This is a genomic window from Methylomonas sp. PHL2-19 (assembly GCF_059331595.1).
On record NZ_CP196839.1, the window covers coordinates 4,044,214 to 4,061,802 of the forward strand.

General features: G+C 51.1%; 18 protein-coding genes and 1 tRNA gene. 6 read left to right on the forward strand and 13 right to left on the reverse strand.

The window, feature by feature from the left end:
* Nucleotides 1-14 precede the first annotated feature (14 nt).
* Nucleotides 15-515, forward strand: a complete 501-nt coding sequence (locus ACR02O_RS18585) for a hypothetical protein (RefSeq protein WP_033157297.1) — start codon at nucleotides 15-17, stop codon at nucleotides 513-515.
* Here ACR02O_RS18585 and ACR02O_RS18590 read toward each other — a convergent pair.
* Entirely contained in the window at nucleotides 501-1,283 is a 783-nt protein-coding gene (locus ACR02O_RS18590) for a DUF2066 domain-containing protein (protein WP_494522156.1), read from the reverse strand. The two genes, ACR02O_RS18585 and ACR02O_RS18590, sit on opposite strands and share 15 nt — an antisense overlap.
* A gap of 129 nt (nucleotides 1,284-1,412) precedes the next feature.
* Here ACR02O_RS18590 and purM point away from each other — a divergent pair, with 129 nt between their 5' ends.
* Nucleotides 1,413-2,456 carry a phosphoribosylformylglycinamidine cyclo-ligase gene (purM, locus tag ACR02O_RS18595; RefSeq protein WP_101051525.1) on the forward strand — a complete coding sequence of 348 codons (1,044 nt, stop codon included), beginning with the start codon at nucleotides 1,413-1,415 and terminating at the stop codon, nucleotides 2,454-2,456.
* A gap of 183 nt (nucleotides 2,457-2,639) precedes the next feature.
* Here the strand turns inward: purM and ACR02O_RS18600 are convergent, their stop codons facing one another.
* Both ACR02O_RS18600 and ACR02O_RS18605 read right to left on the reverse strand, forming a co-directional pair.
* A complete protein-coding gene (locus tag ACR02O_RS18600) occupies nucleotides 2,640-3,365 on the reverse strand; it encodes a PEP-CTERM sorting domain-containing protein (RefSeq protein WP_101051524.1) in 726 nt (241 codons plus the stop codon).
* Nucleotides 3,366-3,510: 145 nt separating this feature from the next.
* Entirely contained in the window at nucleotides 3,511-4,953 is a 1,443-nt protein-coding gene (locus tag ACR02O_RS18605; RefSeq protein WP_494522157.1) for an alkaline phosphatase PhoX, read from the reverse strand.
* Nucleotides 4,954-5,999: 1,046 nt separating this feature from the next.
* On the opposite strand from ACR02O_RS18605, the gene ACR02O_RS18610 reads away from it, so the two are divergent.
* From ACR02O_RS18610 to ACR02O_RS18620, 3 genes are all read left to right on the forward strand, one after another.
* Entirely contained in the window at nucleotides 6,000-6,152 is a 153-nt protein-coding gene (locus ACR02O_RS18610; RefSeq protein WP_494522158.1) for a hypothetical protein, read from the forward strand.
* Nucleotides 6,153-6,357: 205 nt separating this feature from the next.
* A complete protein-coding gene (locus tag ACR02O_RS18615) occupies nucleotides 6,358-6,531 on the forward strand; it encodes a hypothetical protein (protein ID WP_494522159.1) in 174 nt (57 codons plus the stop codon).
* On the forward strand, nucleotides 6,524-6,769 hold the full coding sequence (locus tag ACR02O_RS18620) for a hypothetical protein (protein ID WP_494522160.1): 246 nt from the start codon (nucleotides 6,524-6,526) through the stop codon (nucleotides 6,767-6,769). Before ACR02O_RS18615 ends, ACR02O_RS18620 begins: the two co-directional genes overlap by 8 nt.
* Nucleotides 6,770-8,721: 1,952 nt before the next feature.
* Here the strand turns inward: ACR02O_RS18620 and ACR02O_RS18625 are convergent.
* From ACR02O_RS18625 to ACR02O_RS18665, 9 genes are all read right to left on the reverse strand, one after another.
* The gene (locus ACR02O_RS18625; protein ID WP_494522161.1) at nucleotides 8,722-9,111 is read right to left on the reverse strand and encodes a hypothetical protein; all 390 of its coding nucleotides are present in this window, start codon (nucleotides 9,109-9,111) and stop codon (nucleotides 8,722-8,724) included.
* 87 nt (nucleotides 9,112-9,198) lie between these two features.
* A tRNA-Thr gene (locus ACR02O_RS18630) sits at nucleotides 9,199-9,274 on the reverse strand.
* A gap of 73 nt (nucleotides 9,275-9,347) precedes the next feature.
* Nucleotides 9,348-10,190, reverse strand: coding sequence for a sulfite exporter TauE/SafE family protein (locus tag ACR02O_RS18635; RefSeq protein ID WP_494522162.1), 843 nt, complete (start codon nucleotides 10,188-10,190; stop codon nucleotides 9,348-9,350).
* A complete protein-coding gene (locus tag ACR02O_RS18640) occupies nucleotides 10,191-12,641 on the reverse strand; it encodes a heavy metal translocating P-type ATPase (RefSeq protein WP_494522163.1) in 2,451 nt (816 codons plus the stop codon). It abuts the gene before it with no gap.
* 69 nt (nucleotides 12,642-12,710) lie between these two features.
* Entirely contained in the window at nucleotides 12,711-13,325 is a 615-nt protein-coding gene (locus ACR02O_RS18645) for a hypothetical protein (RefSeq protein WP_033157282.1), read from the reverse strand.
* 90 nt (nucleotides 13,326-13,415) lie between these two features.
* Nucleotides 13,416-13,667 carry a hypothetical protein gene (locus ACR02O_RS18650; protein WP_225587427.1) on the reverse strand — a complete coding sequence of 84 codons (252 nt, stop codon included), beginning with the start codon at nucleotides 13,665-13,667 and terminating at the stop codon, nucleotides 13,416-13,418.
* A gap of 63 nt (nucleotides 13,668-13,730) precedes the next feature.
* On the reverse strand, nucleotides 13,731-13,916 hold the full coding sequence (locus ACR02O_RS18655; RefSeq protein WP_033157280.1) for a heavy metal translocating P-type ATPase metal-binding domain-containing protein: 186 nt from the start codon (nucleotides 13,914-13,916) through the stop codon (nucleotides 13,731-13,733).
* Between the two features lie 178 nt (nucleotides 13,917-14,094).
* Nucleotides 14,095-14,304, reverse strand: a complete 210-nt coding sequence (locus tag ACR02O_RS18660) for a hypothetical protein (protein ID WP_494522164.1) — start codon at nucleotides 14,302-14,304, stop codon at nucleotides 14,095-14,097.
* A 277-nt stretch (nucleotides 14,305-14,581) separates the two neighbouring features.
* The gene (locus ACR02O_RS18665) at nucleotides 14,582-15,802 is read right to left on the reverse strand and encodes an aspartate kinase (protein WP_494522165.1); all 1,221 of its coding nucleotides are present in this window, start codon (nucleotides 15,800-15,802) and stop codon (nucleotides 14,582-14,584) included.
* A gap of 66 nt (nucleotides 15,803-15,868) precedes the next feature.
* Here ACR02O_RS18665 and ACR02O_RS18670 point away from each other — a divergent pair, with 66 nt between their 5' ends.
* Complete coding sequence (locus ACR02O_RS18670) at nucleotides 15,869-16,144, forward strand: hypothetical protein (RefSeq protein WP_458139356.1); 276 nt, start codon at nucleotides 15,869-15,871, stop codon at nucleotides 16,142-16,144.
* 360 nt (nucleotides 16,145-16,504) lie between these two features.
* On the opposite strand, the gene ACR02O_RS18675 is transcribed toward ACR02O_RS18670, so the two are convergent.
* Nucleotides 16,505-17,446, reverse strand: a complete 942-nt coding sequence (locus tag ACR02O_RS18675; protein ID WP_445366460.1) for a RexA family antiphage protein — start codon at nucleotides 17,444-17,446, stop codon at nucleotides 16,505-16,507.
* Between the last annotated feature and the right edge of the window lie 143 nt (nucleotides 17,447-17,589).

Consider the following 17,589-nt stretch of genomic DNA (forward strand, 5'->3'; position numbering starts at 1 on the left):
TAGCGTGCGTCGTGATGGAAATTTTCAGACATTATTTCCCGCTGTGCTGGTTCAATGTCTCGGTATTGGATCTGCCCAGATCGACGCGCTTTTTTAAAAACAATGCGATTTTTTATTTTATCGCGGTGTTTTTTATTCAATTCAACATGTCGGACGACATTGATTCAGCCTTCGAAGTGCTGCTGGAGACCTTGCTAACGCTGGGCTTTATCGCGCTGGTTTTACTGCTGAATAGAACTTTTAACACCTTCATACAAGTCGCGTCGGCTATTTTGTTTTGTGAAAATGTCGTCGCGATCTTTCTGATTCCTATCGTATTTTGGGTGACCGTAGCGGAAGATACGCCCAGCTATGCAACCTTGGCGTTGTTTTTGATGTGGGACATGGCGATTATTGCGCGGATATTTAAAGACGTATTGCAGGTTAATACTCCGGCCAGTTTGGTGGTGTCTTTATTCTATTTTCTAACCACTTACGGCGGGGCCTACGGCATCTACAGCTTAGTGGGCGGCTGAGGACTCCGGTTTAACGCCGTAATAATTCGACAGCACATCATAGGCGCCTTGCACGCCCGCAACCGCTGCCGCTTTCAAAGGTAAACAAGCCCCGCTCCATTGCTTGATCTTGCCATCGAAATAAAACGCCCATTCGCCCTGCCAGCAATCGCCTTTTTTGGCGATGCGACCCGCCATCACGGAGGTCACTTCGTAGCGAGCAGATACTGCCAACAAATTGCGGGAATCAGCTCCCAGCACTTCGCTTAGCGAAATTTTTTGCTGTTCTTCCAAATCCAGCATCGGAAATATCATCGGCACGCCCTTAATTTTGGACGCAAACGCCAATGCACTTTCCAACTCCGGCATGCTGTCAGCGTTGTAAAACCGTCTACCCTCTTCGTCATCGACAACCAGCCACACCAGGGTTTCCGGCCGAATTTCACTCCAGATACCCACTTGGCTTTTGCGCATGACTTCCATCAGTTGATCTTCATCAAACTGCACTCTAAGCAAGCGCGCGTCGGTGTCAGGCAGTTCATCGGCGGAAATCAAGGAAAATTGCGATTGCTTGACATAGTTCTGCGCACTGGACAACGCCTGCTGCACTACCGGAATTTTGGAAATATCCTCAGACACCAAGACCCGACTCAAAACGGCATACATGGCCTGCTTGATTGCTTGCGTCCTATCCTCCGCGGATTGGCTGTTGGCGATCAGTTCAATCTCATACAAACCTTTTACTTCGACAGCCTCCGCTATTGGGCAATTGCACAACAATCCCCACATACAAAGGCTGAAAAACCCCGATTTACCCTTCATAAAAACTTTGACCACAAGCCTACCCTGACAGTGCATTAATGGGAACTATAGTACAATATCGCCCGTTTCAACCTTAACTTTAACGAGAGACTGACATTGAGCGAACAACAACAAGACCGCCTGAATTATAAAAGCGCGGGCGTCGATATTGAAGCCGGCAACGCTTTGGTCGAGCGCATCAAACCCATCGCGGCCAAAACCCGTAATGCGGGCGTCATGGCCGGTTTAGGCGGCTTCGGTTCGCTGTTCGAATTACCGCTGGATCGTTATAAACAGCCGGTGTTGGTCTCCGGCACCGACGGCGTCGGCACCAAATTGAAATTGGCGCTGGATTTAAACATCCACAACAGCGTCGGCATCGATCTGGTGGCCATGTGTGTGAACGACATCATCGTCCAGGGCGCTGAACCGCTGTTTTTCCTGGATTATTTCGCCACCGGCAAACTGGAAGTCGATACCGCCGCCAACGTCATCGAAGGCATAGGCAAAGGCTGCGAGCAATCCGGCGCGGCTTTGGTTGGCGGTGAAACGGCGGAAATGCCCGGCATGTATTCTGATGGCGATTACGACTTGGCAGGCTTTTGCGTCGGCATCGTCGAAAAAGATCGCATCATCGACGGCAGCCAAGTCAAAGCCGGCGACAAACTGATCGCCCTGGCCTCGTCCGGCCCGCATTCCAACGGCTATTCCTTGATTCGCAAAATCGTCGCCCGTAGTGGTCTGGCTTGGTCCGACAATGTCAACGGCAAACCACTAGGCGAAACCCTGCTGACTCCAACCCGTATTTACGTCAAGCCCCTGCTGGAACTACTGAAAACTGTGCCGGTACACGCAATGGCCCATATCACCGGCGGCGGGATCACCGAAAACCTGCCGCGCGTATTGCCCAACGGTTTGAACGCCAGCATTCAGCTATCCGCCTGGCAATTGCCGGAGATTTTTGCCTGGCTGCAAGAACAAGGCAATGTCGAATTAGCCGACATGCTGGTTACCTTTAATTGCGGTATCGGCATGATAGTCTGCGTCGCGGCAGAAGACGAAGCCGCTACGCTGGAAATATTGGCACAGCAAGGCGAAACCGCCTTCAGCATCGGCGACATAGTCCTCGGCGACGGCAAACCACACGTAATCTACTCCTGAGTCTGAAAATCCTCCGCCATGTCTGAATCCACAGGCATGGCGTTAAAAACTCTCCCGTTTCATCTGCGATCAATTCAACACCAAGAAGGTCATTTCCTGATCAGTGAGTTGCCAGCTGCTTTGAAGCAAGCCACCTCATGTCGCCATTCCTAAAGAAATTGCCAATATCTTGAACTACGGTGATTAAGCTTTGCGGCGAACGCCCAAAAAACCTAACAATGCGGAACCGAACAACCAAACTGCGCCAGGGACTGGTACGGCTACTACCGCAGTGCCTGATACCGTTACCATATCAAAACGCCAGGTGCCGGTAGAACCATAAGTACCGGTTGGAGAAGATGCCGCGTATGCGCTTGTTGAAGGCGCGAATGCCGCTAAGACACGAAAGCCAAAATTAGCATTGTTGGCTACCCCGGCGATACTGCTGAAATCGACTGAACGGCCGTTGAACCAAGTATCGCCTGCTGCGCCGCTAAACAAGGCAAAATCAGTCCAGGTACTACCGTCCGTAGTGTATTGCACTTGCTCATATTTAGAAGACGTATTGCTGTGGCGTAAGTCGTAACTAACCTGAATGTTATTGAAACCCACAGTGCTAACCAGATACCGCGTACCGCGGGTTTTATTGCCGGCACCTTGAGCCGCATAACTGGTGGTATTCCAACCACTATCATCGCCTATCGCCGGGTCGGATGAACCGCCACTCGCATCGCCGCTAGCAAAAGTTGCTGTGGTGCCTCCTACCAGCGAAACCGAGCCGCTACCGATGCTAGGGGCGCCTGTGCCGGTACCGGTGGCAGAATCAGCAGGATTCGAGTTGAAATTCCATTGTGTAATTACAGCCGCTTCCGCGCCGGCGCTTACAGATAGAACCACTAGCGCGCTAGCCATCATCATTTTTTTGTTCATGTTTGGATTCTCTTAATTATTGGTGGTCAAGAAGACATTTCCGGACTGCTTATCGGGCCCGGAAGAATATCCATCACAAAAAAGCCCGACATAAAGTCGGGCTTTCGATCAATCAATTTGGGAACACGCCCTGCCCCCTAAGCAATCAGGCTTTACGGCGGCGCAGGCCGATCATGCCGGCAATTGCTGAACCGAACAACCAAACCGCTCCAGGTACCGGTACTGGCGCAGCAGTCAACTCAATGGTGCGATCAATGCCATCAGCTGGATGCTGTACGTTGATATACGCTTTGTTTGGATTGAATTTGTCGAAATACAAACCGGTGCTTTCAGCACCTTGAGTAGTCAAACTGATCCATTTGGAGAGAGACTCGGCAACCCCGTCACGATCTGCATCCTTGGCAAACCATACATCTTCCACACCACCATCTTGATCTTCAACGATGTAGATATTGCCTTCGGCATCAATAGCCAAGTTATCGGCATTTTTGAATTCACCGCCTGCCGCCAAACCAGTCGCCAAATCGATGGTGTTGCTGTCGGCAAACAGTTTGACTTCGCTAGTACCAAGATCAATAGAATAAACGCGGCTGCGGCCGGTGCCTTGGTTGCCGTCGGTGTCTGAATCGGTAGTCGTGAAGTACAAAAACTGGTTACCGTTAGCCAAGTTTTGAATTTCCATGTCTTCAGGGCGATTAAAACCTGTGCCTTTTACAGCGGCATTATCAGCGCTGACGCGGCCGTCGATCGTGCCGTCGCTAAGCTGTGCGGAAATACCGGCTAAAACGCCACCGTTGACATCGGTAATAGCTTCCCATGTTGATGCACCGGTGATAGCAGCACCGGTAGTGCCTTCAAACTGGGCTCCTGCACCGACTTTTAAAGCAAATGTTTGCCCCGCGGCAAAAAAGCTGTCGCCGCTAGTGGCAAATGGATTGGCCGATACGTATTTGTATACAGACCCACCGTTCAATTCATCGACAAAATACAAGTTGTTGTTTTTGTCGAACGCCAAACCTTCGTGAGAAACGCGCGGCAGAATGGAACGTTGGATAAATGTGCCGCCATTCGCCGCCGCAGTGGTGGCATTGGTCACTTCAAACAAACGGCCTTTGCTGCTGCCAGTTCCCCAAGATTCTTCAGCGGTCAAATAACCACCCCATGGTGTCCATAATGAGGCATCGCCGGAAATAAAACCTTGCGTACCTGGCGCAACGATAGTGGTGGTGCGCGAGTTGTAGTCGTTATTCCAAAGATCGATACGTTGCACGCCCGCGGAACCGGTTTCGAACGGCATGAACAAATAACGGCCGGCGTCAGGACCGGTTTCGTTGGCGGCTATCATGTCCCAGCTACCTGAGTTGGAACCTGGCACCAAGGTGTTTTGGGTCTTACGGTCGGCGATGGTTTGTTGAGTAAAATTGGGCGAAGACAATTTATAAGGTGTCGCTGAACCTGGGTTAACAGGAACCGTGTTGCCTGTCATTGGCGTAAAATTGTCGAATTCGGTTGAAGCCGCTTGCGCAGTCAAAGGTGAAACGACAGCGGTAACAGCTGCGGCAATCAGAGTTAATTTAAAAGCTTTCATAAAAAAGTCATTCCTAAAGCAAAGTCGGTTAATTGTTTTTGGTCTTCCGCAAAAATCTGCCTCACAGAATTTGCAGAAAGAATGTTAACCAGCGCTCAAGAAATTAAAGTTGCAGTTCTGTTAAGTTTTCATGACATGTAATACGCCGCTAGCACCCATTCTGGTGCGACTAAAATCACCTTATCGACTCTTACTGGCAGCCGCTCCTGCCCTTCAACCTAGAAGAAATTGAATCCCCGACAATGCGTGGCGACAAACGTCGTGCGCACCAGGGACTCAGCATGGCCATTAGGCTACAAGACGCTCAAGAGCGGATATTGCAGTCCTGTCCGTAAAAAAAGTTTGGCGAAATAAGTCCGAATGGACGAAAACTGCTTATTTTCTCTGTTTTGCTCAAGAAACCTCAGCGAATTGGCATGTGCAGAACGGCACATCATCAAATATTTCCGGAATACAGAATTGCTTCAGTAACACTGAAAGACACCCAACATGAGAAAAGCATCAACTGGAGAACTGCGCACAGAAAACCGCACGCACGTTTCGGAGGAAAGGGAGATTTAACTGCAGTCCCTATCGGTGACAGGGAACTTAAGAACCGGGTGAAAATTTGTCACCAGGGGTTTTACCGATTACACAAACGATTTTGGACGGTATTTTGTACAAGCAATAAAAAAGGCCTAGGTGAAAAACACCTAAGCCTTTGATATATATGGAGCTGGCGATGGGACTCGAACCCGCGACCGGCTGATTACAAATTTGAAGGCCCGCTATTTTCTGCTGATTACTCAAACTTAACAAACCTTTACAAACCAAGGCTTTCAGCCTATCATCACCTTAACGGTGCTACACGAAATATGCTTATTTTTAACGAAATGCGTAGCACCAGCGTAGCACCAGAAAACGAGGTCACCCGCCCAAAACCAACCGGCCTAGGCCGGTTTTTTTCGCCTTCGGATTTAGCGACCTTGCCGGCGGCGCTGGTCCCAGTTTGAGCGGCTGGCCTTTTGTCGGTTTAGTCAGTTTTGTCGGTGGGGGGAGGCCCGCGTTTGTGCGCGAATAGTCCAACCCGAACCAGCGGCCACGGTGGCCCGCAATCGGGCGCGGTGCCCTGGTGGCTACCATCCATGCAACACAAACGAGGCGGCGAAGCCTTGGGCAGCCTGGCTGCCCTGGCTGCCACGCCTTACCCTGTCGGCTGATCGATGGCCGGCGGCGCTGGTGCCCAGTTGAGCGGCTGGCCTTTTGTCGGTTTAGTCAGTTTGTCGGTAGGGGGCTTTGGTGATCAAAGTTATCACAGGCTGCGACGGTCTATTGAGTGGCCCGCGTTTTCGCGCGAATAACCCAACCCGAACCGGCGGCCACGGTGGCCCGCAATCGGGCGCCGTGCCATGGTGGCAACCATCCATGCAACACAAACACGGCGGCGAAGCCTTGGGCGGCCTAGTTGGCGTGGCTGCCATGCCTTACCCTGGCGGCGGACCGACAACCGGCGGCACAGTTGCCCAGGTGGCCGGCTGGCCTTTTGTCGGTTTAGTCAGTTTTGTCAGTGGGGGGTGGCCCGCGTTTTCGCGTGGATAGATCAGACCGGCCCGGCGGCCATAGTGGCCCGCAATCGGGCGCGGTGGCCGGGTGGCTATCATCCATACAACGGAAGCACGGCGGCGAAGCCTTGGGCGGTCTGGTGACCCTGCCCGCCATGCCTTGCCCCGGCGGCGGATCGATAGCCGGCGGCACAGTTGCCCAGGTGGCCGGCTGGCCTTTTGTCGGTTTAGTCAGTTTTGTCAGTAGGGGGTGGCCCACGTTTTCGCGCGTATAGGTCAGCCCGGCCCGGCGGCCATGGTGGCCCGCATTCGGGCGCTGGGGCCTGGTGGCCATCATCCATACAACAGAAGCACGGCGGCGAAGCCTTGGGCGGCCTGGTTGGCTTGGCCGCCATGCCTTACCCCGGCGGGGGATCGATAGCCGGCGGCACAGTTGCCCAGGTGGCCGGCTGGCCTTTTGTCGGTTTAGTCAGTTTTGTCGGTGGGGGGTGGCCCGCGTTTGTGCGCGAATAGTCCAACCCGAACCGGCGGCCATGGCGGACCGCAACCGGGCGCGGTCGCCTGGTGGCTATCATCCATGCAACAGAAGCACGGCGGCACAGGCACACAATGTTAGCAAGTGGCTTTTTGTATTTCCAAAAAATCACCCAGCGAAAAAATAGCTAGGGCGACGCAAAGGACCGGCCAACCCCTAGACTTTTGACCCGCCCCCACCAGGCGGGCCTTTGGCGTCGGTTTTGTCGGTGCTTATATAAAAAGACTATATTAGTATTCTATTATTATTTTTATATAACAATAACTTATTATGGTTATAGTGGGCTTTTTCTATTCAATAACCCGTTAGCGAAAATGTAGCTAGGGCGACGCAAAGGACCGGGCAAGCCCTAGACTTTTGACCCGCCCCCACCCTATTCGCGCCATGAATGGGATATACCCCCCTCCGAAAACTCGCGGCCCTGCAAATATCTAATTGCAATCGGTCTAGCACCTTCAACCCCTAGACTTTTGCCACCCCCTACCCCATGGCGAACGCTGACTGTATGCCTGTTTGTTTGTGCTTGGTCTGATCCACACGCAACCCAACCAAGCCAGCACAGCGGCGCTGATCCTGATTGCTGTTGCCGGGCGGCAGGGTATCGGCAATCGATAACCGGCGGGCCGGGGATCAATACCGAATAAAAATGGGGGCCACCCCCTACCGACAAAACTGACTAAACCGACAAAAGGCCGAAGGTGGGTATTGATGGCGGGCGGTGGTTGCCTGGACTGATCGACATACAACACAGCCAAGCCAACAAGGCGGCGCTGATCCTGGTTGCTTGCGCATGGTGGCAAGGTATCGGCTATCGATAAGCAGGCGGGCCGGGGATCAATACCGAATAAAAACGGGGGCCACCCCCTACCGACAAAACTGACTAAACCGACAAAAGGCCGAAGGTGGGGATTGATGGCGGGCGGTGGTTGCCTGGACTGATCGACATACAACACAGCCAAGCCAACAAGGCGGCGCTGATCCTGGTTGCTTGTGCCTGGTGGCAAGGTATCGGCTATCGATAGCCGGCGGGCCGGGGATCAATACCGAATAAAAAACGGGGGCCACCCCCTACCGACAAAACTGACTAAACCGACAAAAGGCTGAAGGTGGGGATTAGTGTGGGTGGTGACTGTCCAGACTGATCGACATACAACACAGCCAGCCAACAAGGCGGCGCTGATCCTGGTTGCTTGTGCCTGGTGGCAAAGTATCGGCTATCGATAAGCCGGCGGGCCGGGGATCAATACCGAATAAAAACGGGGGCCACCCCCTACCGACAAAACTGACTAAACCGACAAAAGGCCGAAGGTGGGGATTGATGGCGGGCGGTGGTTGCCTGGACTGATCGACATACAACACAGCCAAGCCAACAAGGCGGCGCTGATCCTGGTTGCTTGTGCCTGGTGGCAAGGTATCGGCTATCGATAGCCGGCGGGCCGGGGATCAATACCGAATAAAAAACGGGGGCCACCCCCTACCGACAAAACTGACTAAACCGACAAAAGGCTGAAGGTGGGGATTAGTGTGGGTGGTGACTGTCCAGACTGATCGACATACAACACAGCCAGCCAACAAGGCGGCGCTGATCCTGGTTGCTTGTGCCTGGTGGCAAAGTATCGGCTATCGATAAGCCGGCGGGCCGGGGATCAATACCGAATAAAAACGGGGGCCACCCCCTACCGACAAAACTGACTAAACCGACAAAAGGCCGAAGGTGGGGATTGATGGCGGGTGGTAGCTGTCCGGACTGATCGACATACAACACAGCCAGCCAATAAGGCGGCGCTGATCTTGGTTGCTTTTGCCGGGTGGCAAGGTAACGGCAATCGAAAACCGGCGGGCTATGGGATCAATACCGAATAAAAATGGGGGCCACCCCCTACCGACAAAACTGACTAAACCGACAAAAGGCCGAAGGTGGGGATTGATGGTGGGCGCTGGTTGCCTGGCCTGATCCACATGCAACCCAGCCAAGCCAGCACGGCGGCGCTGATCCTGATCGCTGTTGCCGGGCGGCATGGTATCGGCAATCGATAACCGGCGGGCTTGGGGATCAACACCGAATAAAAACGGGGGCCACAAAACAAAACTTTTTCGCGAAGCCGTAGCACTAGCGTAGCACCAATAAAAAAGGCCTAGGTGAAAAAACACCTAAGCCTTTGATAAATATGGAGCTGGCGATGGGACTCGAACCCGCGACCGGCTGATTACAAATCAGCTGCTCTACCAACTGAGCTACACCAGCAATTCATTCGCACATTATACCTGTAATTTCGAACTTTTCCAGCACTAAGTTCGGTCAACTCGCCGAATTGCAATCACACACCTTGAATACTGCTCAGCATGCTGCCGATGTAATTGAGGGTTTCGTGCAGAAAAACAATTAATTCATCGAGTTTATCCTGCACAAACATCAGAAAATGACTGTGGTTGAAGTTTTGATCTTTGTAAAAACTCAAACCGTTGTTAATGGTATTGGCCCCCATCAACAACATGATGAACGCCGCCGCCTTCAGCATTAAACCGCGTAATTTCACACTCATTTTGCCGAAGGCGACGCTGATAAACAGCATCATCGGTAAAGTCCCTGCACCAAATGCCAACATCAACGCGCCCCCCTCAAGCAAGGTAGCAGCCGTGGTGGCTTTCACAGCCATCGCAAACGTCAACATACAGGGCATCAAACCATTCAAGAGACCCGCGATAACCGAACCTAGCAGCGGCCCTTTTTGATTCGCCGCAGCATAGCCTTTGCGTAACACTTGCATGGGAATCAAGCGTATCGAGCCTTGCCAAGGTATCCAGCCCAATACGCCCAGCGCCAGCACAATGACGACCGCGCCCATCAACATTTGTAAGATACTTTGGATTTTGCCGAACAAGCCGCTGGATACCAGCACTACGCCCAAAGAAGCAGCCAATACGCCGATCATCGTATACACGGAAATGCGAGCGGCTTGATAGGCAATGTAAGGTAGATAACTGCGGCTTTTCCCTGCCCGCATGAAGTAACCGGATACTAGCGCCCCGCACATCCCCAGGCAGTGACCGCTGCCCAAGAATCCGGCAACGAACGCCAGGGAGTAATCAAATCCCGTGGCCGCAGCCATTTCGGTCATGCCGTGCATGGCATGATCCATACCTTCCATATTGTGTTCCATTTATTTGTTCAATCGAAGTGAGTTGACGATGACAGACACCGAGCTCAAGGCCATCGCCGCGGAGGCTATCATCGGATTGAGCTTGCCCAGCGCCGCCACCGGAATCGCTATGGTGTTGTAACCGAACGCCCAGAATAGGTTTTGCTTAATGACGCGGATGGTAAATGCGCTAAGTTCGATAGTGTCGGTGACCTTGCCAATATCGCCCTGCACCAGCGTCAGGTCCGCTGATTCGATGGCGATGTCGGTGCCGCCGCCTACTGCAAAGCCGACATTGGCCGCGGCCAGCGCCGGCGCATCATTGATGCCATCACCTATCATGCCGACATTATGCCCTTCATCCTGCAACTGACGAATGATTTGCAGCTTTTGCTCGGGCTTGGCATTAGCGACCACATCCGCGATGCCGACCGTATCCGCGATGCAATAAGCGGTTTTTTCGGTATCGCCAGTGACCATCATGGTTTTAATACCCAAGTCGTGCAGCCGCGCAATAGCGGCGGCGGCTTCCGAGCGCGGATTATCAGCAATCGCAAATATGGCCGCTTCCTTGCCGTTTATCGCCATGTAAACCGGGGTTTGCCCTTGATCAGCAAAATTGTCGGCTTGCTCCACCAAGCGACTTATATCAACTTGCTGATTCTCCAGCCAAGCCCGGTTGCCCAGTAACAATTTATAACCGTCCACCTCGGCGCGAATACCCTGACCGGTTTCGCTATAAAAATAAGCGCAATCCTGTAACTCGACCCCCGCGTCTCGGGCATAGGCCACCACGGCTTTGCCGAGAAAATGCTCTGAGTTGTGCTCGGCGGACGCCGCCAACATGACTAGTTTGTTTTCAGCCAGGCGGGATATTTTATAAACCTTGCTGACCCTGGGCTTGCCCTCGGTGATGGTGCCGGTTTTATCGAAAACGATGGCATTCAGTTTACTGGCTATTTCCAGACTTTCGCCATTGCGGATATACACGCCCTGCTTAGCGGCTTGACCCGTGCCGACCATGATGGCCGCCGGCGTCGCCAGACCCAACGCGCAGGGACAAGCAATCAACAAAACGGTGATGGCATTGCCGAAAGCAAACGCAAACGGCGCGCCAGCCAGCAACCACCCCACCAGCGTTGCGGCGGAAATCGCCATCACCGCCGGCACGAATACCGCCGATATTTTATCAACCTGTTTTTGAATCGGCAGTTTGGCTGCCTGGGCTTGATCGACCATATGCACAATGCCCGCCAACACCGTATCCATGCCTATCGCCGTGGCCTTGATATGCAATACGCCGTTGCCGTTGACACAACCGCCGATCACGGCGTGGCCGACACTTTTCACCACCGGCATGCTTTCGCCGGTAATCATTGCTTCATCGACGGTGGAAAGCCCGGCAATCACCTGGCCGTCGGTAGGAATTTTTTCACCCGGTCTGACCAGCATCACGTCGTCGATCTTGATTTCGTCTACATCAATGCTGCGCTCGCTGCCGTCATCTGCCAGTAAAGTCGCGGTTTGCGGTTGCAAATCCACCAATTTCCGGATCGCTTCCCCGGCCTTGCCTCTGGCCCGTTCTTCCAGATAACGGCCCAGCAACACAAACGTGATGATGGCCGCCGCCGCTTCGAAATAAACATGGCCGCGCCGTCTAAATAGAGACGGAATGCTGTAGCCGTAAGCGGAACCCACGCCCAGCGCAATCAAGCTATCCATGTTGGCCGCGCGCTGTTTGGCCAGCCGATACGCCTTGCTGAAAAATTGCCAGCCTGTGCCAAATACCACCTGCGTGGTCAGAGCAAACTGCAACCAATGCATCCAGGTTCGGCCGCCCATCATCATGGCTATCGTCACCACCGGAGTGGTTAACAGCCCTGCCCATACAAATCGACGCCGGGCTACGTCAATTCGTTGCAACTCCTTTTCGATGAGCTTCTTCCGCTGCGAAAGCGTGTCGATAGGCATGGCGCTGTATCCCAGCTTTTCGATTTTATCGATCACCTCCGCCTTGCTGATCTGGCCCTGCACCGTGACGGTTTCAGTGGCAAAATTAACGCCGGCTTTTTTAACCCGTTCGTCGCGGTTCAAGACCATTTCGATCAAAAGCGCGCAGGATGCGCAACTCATGCCTTGCACGGCCAAATCAACTTCTTGCAACGGCCCGTCGAATGCTTTTTTCTTGTCTTTTTTTAACTCAGTCTGCTTTAACGCGATATTGCCCAACACCGCGTCCAACATAATCAGCAAGTTTTTTGCCGGCAAACGATTAGAATCGAATTCGATGACTACCGAACCGATTTCAAACACCGAGCGCACACTTTTAATTTCCGGGCGCTTTTTCAGCAAGATTTCCAAAATATAGCCACGCTCCGGGTCGTTAAGCAACACCGGCGTAATGATCCGAATCCGATTTTTTAGCTGATGTCGAACGGAAAAATGCGCGTAGTTTAGAGTATCGGTTTCCATGGGCGACTGAGGATTTGATGGACTAGCGAGCCCATCCTATGGAAATCATAGGATGGGCGTTGACAATCTCTACTTGGGCCGGCGCGAACGTACTAATAAGAAAAACATATAAAACACCGCCATCCACTCGTAACGATGCACGATGGGTTTGACCAGCCACTCCTGGGTGATGCGGGTCCAGTGGGTTTTTATCAAATACAAGACCAGCACATCATTCAAGAAATCTATCGTGGCTTTTTCGGGATCTTTAAACAGGGCTTTCGGGCCTTTGGTACTGACTTTGCCGATAATTTTGGCCGCCTGTACCGTTTCCTTGCCGGCTTGATATTTATCACTGAACCAGCCACCAATCCGGGTGCCTTTCAAGCGCTTTTTAATGCCGAGAACAGACTTTTTAGCCTTCTCCGCTAGCGGCTTACTGTCGAAATAACCTTGCTGTTCCAGCTCGGCAAGAATTTGAAACAGCTGTGCCGCCAAACTGGTAAAGCCACAGACAGCCCCATCGTATCGGATTGATAATTTGCCCTGCCCGCGATAAAGTTTCACTGATTGGACGCCATTAATTGCGGCAAGCTTGGTGCTGATTAAGTTCGCCGCAGTCGGTTGACAAGCTTGCGCGGGCACCTGAAAACGCACATGACCGTCATGGCGGTAACGTAGTACAAATTCTTTTTGGATAGCCATAGTCAACAGGGAAAAGTAAAACGGGCGGTCCTGCCATGGCAACGACCACCCGTTTCAAGTTACAGCCAAATGTCCAAGAATCGAACGGGGTTAATTGCCTTCTTTCGCTTCGGCAACGATGTCTTCGAGGTTTTCTTTTTGATGCAATACAAAATCCTTGCCGGCATCAATCGTTTTTGTGGCGCTGGAAATAATTTCCTTTCTGTATTTGTACACAAAATAGCCCGCCACCATGCCCGCACCGAACACCAACAGAGGGTGTTTCGCTAATTTAGTCATCAATTTTCCTCCAGTGTTTACAGTTGCAGTGGCTAGTGTACCAGCCACCACCTGCTTAGTCATGGATGAATCGTTCGAGCTCTTCTTTGGGTTGTGAACATGTGCCATATGCGTCCTCGTTGCTGGTTAAGACTGGGGCTGGGTTGAATCGTCGGCGTCTTCAGGTAAAACCTGTGCCTCGTGCAACATTTGATAAATCCCTTTGCAGCCCTCGCAGCAAAAGCGCTTGTCGCCTTGCAGGGTTTTTAATCTAAACCCTTCCACTTCAACAGCTAGCCCGCAAAGATCGCAGCTTTTCTTATTATCATCCATTGTTACACGAACTCACTTATTACCTGTGCACATGTGCGGATTATAGCGCCTAAATAACCTTGGTAAACACGGCACGAGCGAAAACAAAATCATACGCTGACAAGGCCAGCGCAAGCAGGAAATGATCGATCACTCTGAAGCTGACCAATCAATACATCCGCTGAGGTAGCGACTGCGATCATCGTTTGCCGTGTGCGGCTCGGCTGGATGCCTTCATCAATGCAATTCTCAGGGCGCCAGTCAAACTTGCGCTCAAACCAAGACGCATCGCCAAGGCAGGTACCAATATCATTGACGCCACCGCCAAACCTGCTCCCAGCACCAAGCCGGCAGTATTGATTTGCTGTGCCACGACTTCTTGATTTGCAACAATTAATTCTTGAGCCATTAACATACCTCACGCAGAAAAAATTAAAAATCCACCGGAGGTAAACAGCATAAAGAATGCCAAAATATAATCGTTTGATTATATTAACTAAAAGTAAACGCCTTATAAAAAACCAGAAAAAACAAGGGAAATGCCTCGTTATTTTTAAGTTATTTAACATAGTTTTTGCTAAAGGAGTTCAAAAAAAATCCCCAGCCTTGTATCTGAATACGATACAAAAAGCTGGGAATTTATTGACTGTCTAGCGCTAGCAACGAGCAAACACAGTGTGCCGGAACTACTCCTGATCCAGACCAAACGCCTTGTGTAGCGCGCGCACCGCCAGTTCCAGGTACTTCTCGTCAACCACCACGGAAATCTTGATTTCGGATGTCGAGATCATTTGGATATTGATACCCTCGTCGGCCAGCACTTTAAACATCGTGCTGGCAATACCGGCATGCGAACGCATACCAACGCCGACAATCGACACTTTGACGATACTGTTATCGCCAATCACCGTGGTATTGCCGCCCAGGTCGGCGCGCAAACCGTCCAACACTTTCTGCGCGCGGGCGAAATCGTTGCGGTTGACGGTAAAGGTAAAATCCGTGGTGCCATGCGCGGAGATGTTCTGCACGATCATGTCCACCTCGATATTCTCGGCGGCGATCGGTCCCAAGATTTTCGACGCCACGCCCGGCAGATCAGGCACGCCGGTCAAGGTCAGCTTGGCCTCGTCCCGGTTAAACGCGATGCCTGAAATTAACGCTCTTTCCATTTCTGATTCCTCGTAGGTAATTAGGGTGCCGTTGCCTTCCATAAACGAAGACAACACGCGCAATTTGACATTGTATTTGCCGGCGAACTCAACCGAACGGATTTGCAGGACTTTGGAGCCGAGGCTGGCCATTTCCAGCATTTCTTCAAAAGTAATGCGGTCCAGGCGGCGGGCTTTCGGCACCACGCGCGGATCGGTGGTATAGACGCCATCCACGTCGGTGTAGATATGGCATTCGTCGGCTTTCAGAGCCGCCGCCAACGCCACGCCGGTGGTATCCGAACCACCGCGACCCAGCGTGGTGATATTGCCATGCTCGTCCACACCCTGGAATCCCGCTACCACCACCACGCGACCAGCGTCGAGATCGGCACGCATATTGGCTTCGTCGATCTCGCGAATGCGGGCCTTGGTGAAGGCGCTATCGGTGAGAATCCGCACTTGCGCGCCGGTATAGGAACGCGCCTCGCAACCGAGCTGATGCAAGGCCATCGACAGCAACGCGATGGTGACTTGCTCGCCGGTGGACAGCAACACATCCAGCTCGCGGTCGGTCGGCTGCGGCTGCAACTCTTTTGCCAAGGCCACGAGGCGATTGGTTTCGCCGCTCATCGCGGACACCACCACCACAATCTGATCGCCCGCATCGCGGGCTTTTTTGACTTTCTCGGCGACCGCCTTGATACGTTCCACCGTACCAACGGAAGTGCCGCCAAATTTATAGACGTACAATGCCATGCTTTTTTAGACCTTTCTCGGCTGTTAGGCTTTTATAGTTGTGTCGCTATCGCGACGGGTATTTTAATGTCGGTTCTCGGACCGACGGCCGAGATACTTTCTTTTGCGTCGCCAAAAGAAAGTATCCAAAGAAAAGGCGACCCGGATGCCGCTTATTTCCTCCGCTCCTCGCTTTTGACGGGGGTTGACGAAAGGGGCTTCCTGCCCCTTCGTCAACGCGATGCATCCCTGCATCGCCCCTACGGGCTGATCCCGCCAAAAGCTCCGGTGCTCGGCGCGGCATACGGGGCAAAAACCATCCAGGCATTTATTGAAAAACCTATAATATTTCTTTCGCGTTAATCAGCCGATTTCCTAGCGATGTTACATATGACAAATGTAACAAGAAAAATTTGCACCAAGTTATTTATAAAAGACATAAGTAACAAATAGAACGGCAAAGAATTGCTATTTGGAGAAAATCCGTAAACCGATAACGAAGCAGTGATTAATAAACAAATTATCGAAAAATAATAGGTAAAGAAAAACGTATCGAGGTATCCATTTCTTTTATAAGCCTCAAAATTAGGCGATTTCGTGAAAACAAATAAAATAGTAATTACAGTCGCTAGAAAACCAAGCATTGTGTAAGAAAAACCAGCAATCATATTAGCCAGATCTTTCTTGTTTTCGGATAACAACCAAGGAGAAATCCAGTGAAGCTCAGTCGTTTTCTTGTAGATCAGATAAAGCACTGGACCAGGAACCAGCATCGCAAAACTTAGAAATAGATTCAACATTACCTTGCTTGATCGCTTCATCCTGCTCATGTTCGATCACCTTCTTTTTGAGAACTGAATTGTTGGTAATTTTCTCCCTAATCTTTGTAGCAATTTCTCTCTCATCCCGCGTGTTGATATTGTCTGCTACTATCCCATTGCCAGCCAGATATAAATCAATCAAGGATGGGTGAAGATCATCTTTTGCGCGAACAACAAGCTTCTCAAGACCTTCATCAGGAATTCTTGCCATCATTTTTTTGACAGCTTTTCCGATATCCTTTCTAGCTTTAGGTTTGATCACAATTTCTAAACTATCAACATCTTCAAACTCATCAGCGCTACCTCCAAGGTAATTGGCGATATCATCAAAAAAATCATTCGATTTATTTATCTGAATCGTCGATTTCCCAATAAAAGGCATAGACATAGCTTCTGCTTTCGTGGCTTGGTGAAGAAATGGTATTAAGTTAAATTGATATTCCGTAATTCCTATCGACGACAAAACGTCATTTATGAAATTACCAAACGATGCAAGACGTGGCGCCATCGTTGTAGAAGCAAATCCAAGGTAGCTATCCATGACAAAAACGTAAGATGCAAAACCGAGCATCTCATCCTTATCAAGTACATCATAAATTTCACCCACACTAGTATCTTGCGAATTTATCTTTTTGATAACTTCTTTGCTTCGAGTCTGGATAAACAAATACAAGTCACCAGGCCCATGCAACAAAAAGATATGTTCTCCATTATGTGTAAATTTGTTTTTATAATTTGGATCTTTAAACTGACAAAAGGCTTGAATGAAGTTCTTAATAGGCATTCTGTATTTAACGCCAGTTTTTACCTCAGTAAAAACATATCCATAATAGCTCAGTTTCATGTCTGCTTTTTTATCCTAAAAGTTAAATAACCGCTTATCTATGACAGTTTTTGTTTACCCGTGCTGAATGCCGCTTCATAGGTTGGGGCGGGCTTTATCCCGTATGCCGCGCCGAGCACCGGAGCTTTTGACGGGAACAGCCC

Bases quoted from the DNA above. Each gene is read 5' to 3' on its own strand.
- ACR02O_RS18590 (WP_494522156.1), bottom strand. From the start codon at position 1,283: ATGTGGGGATTGTTGTGCAATTGCCCAATAGCGGAGGCTGTCGAAGTA.
- ACR02O_RS18640 (WP_494522163.1), bottom strand. From the start codon at position 12,641: ATGGAAACCGATACTCTAAACTACGCGCATTTTTCCGTTCGACATCAG.
- ACR02O_RS18615 (WP_494522159.1), top strand. From the start codon at position 6,358: ATGCAACACAAACACGGCGGCGAAGCCTTGGGCGGCCTAGTTGGCGTG.
- ACR02O_RS18665 (WP_494522165.1), bottom strand. From the start codon at position 15,802: ATGGCATTGTACGTCTATAAATTTGGCGGCACTTCCGTTGGTACGGTG.
- ACR02O_RS18675 (WP_445366460.1), bottom strand. From the start codon at position 17,446: ATGAAACTGAGCTATTATGGATATGTTTTTACTGAGGTAAAAACTGGC.
- ACR02O_RS18635 (WP_494522162.1), bottom strand. From the start codon at position 10,190: ATGGAACACAATATGGAAGGTATGGATCATGCCATGCACGGCATGACC.
- ACR02O_RS18585 (WP_033157297.1), top strand. From the start codon at position 15: ATGGAAATTTTCAGACATTATTTCCCGCTGTGCTGGTTCAATGTCTCG.
- ACR02O_RS18600 (WP_101051524.1), bottom strand. From the start codon at position 3,365: ATGAACAAAAAAATGATGATGGCTAGCGCGCTAGTGGTTCTATCTGTA.
- ACR02O_RS18650 (WP_225587427.1), bottom strand. From the start codon at position 13,667: ATGACTAAGCAGGTGGTGGCTGGTACACTAGCCACTGCAACTGTAAAC.
- ACR02O_RS18660 (WP_494522164.1), bottom strand. From the start codon at position 14,304: ATGGCTCAAGAATTAATTGTTGCAAATCAAGAAGTCGTGGCACAGCAA.
- ACR02O_RS18655 (WP_033157280.1), bottom strand. From the start codon at position 13,916: ATGGATGATAATAAGAAAAGCTGCGATCTTTGCGGGCTAGCTGTTGAA.
- ACR02O_RS18605 (WP_494522157.1), bottom strand. From the start codon at position 4,953: ATGAAAGCTTTTAAATTAACTCTGATTGCCGCAGCTGTTACCGCTGTC.
- ACR02O_RS18645 (WP_033157282.1), bottom strand. From the start codon at position 13,325: ATGGCTATCCAAAAAGAATTTGTACTACGTTACCGCCATGACGGTCAT.
- ACR02O_RS18670 (WP_458139356.1), top strand. From the start codon at position 15,869: ATGTCGGTTCTCGGACCGACGGCCGAGATACTTTCTTTTGCGTCGCCA.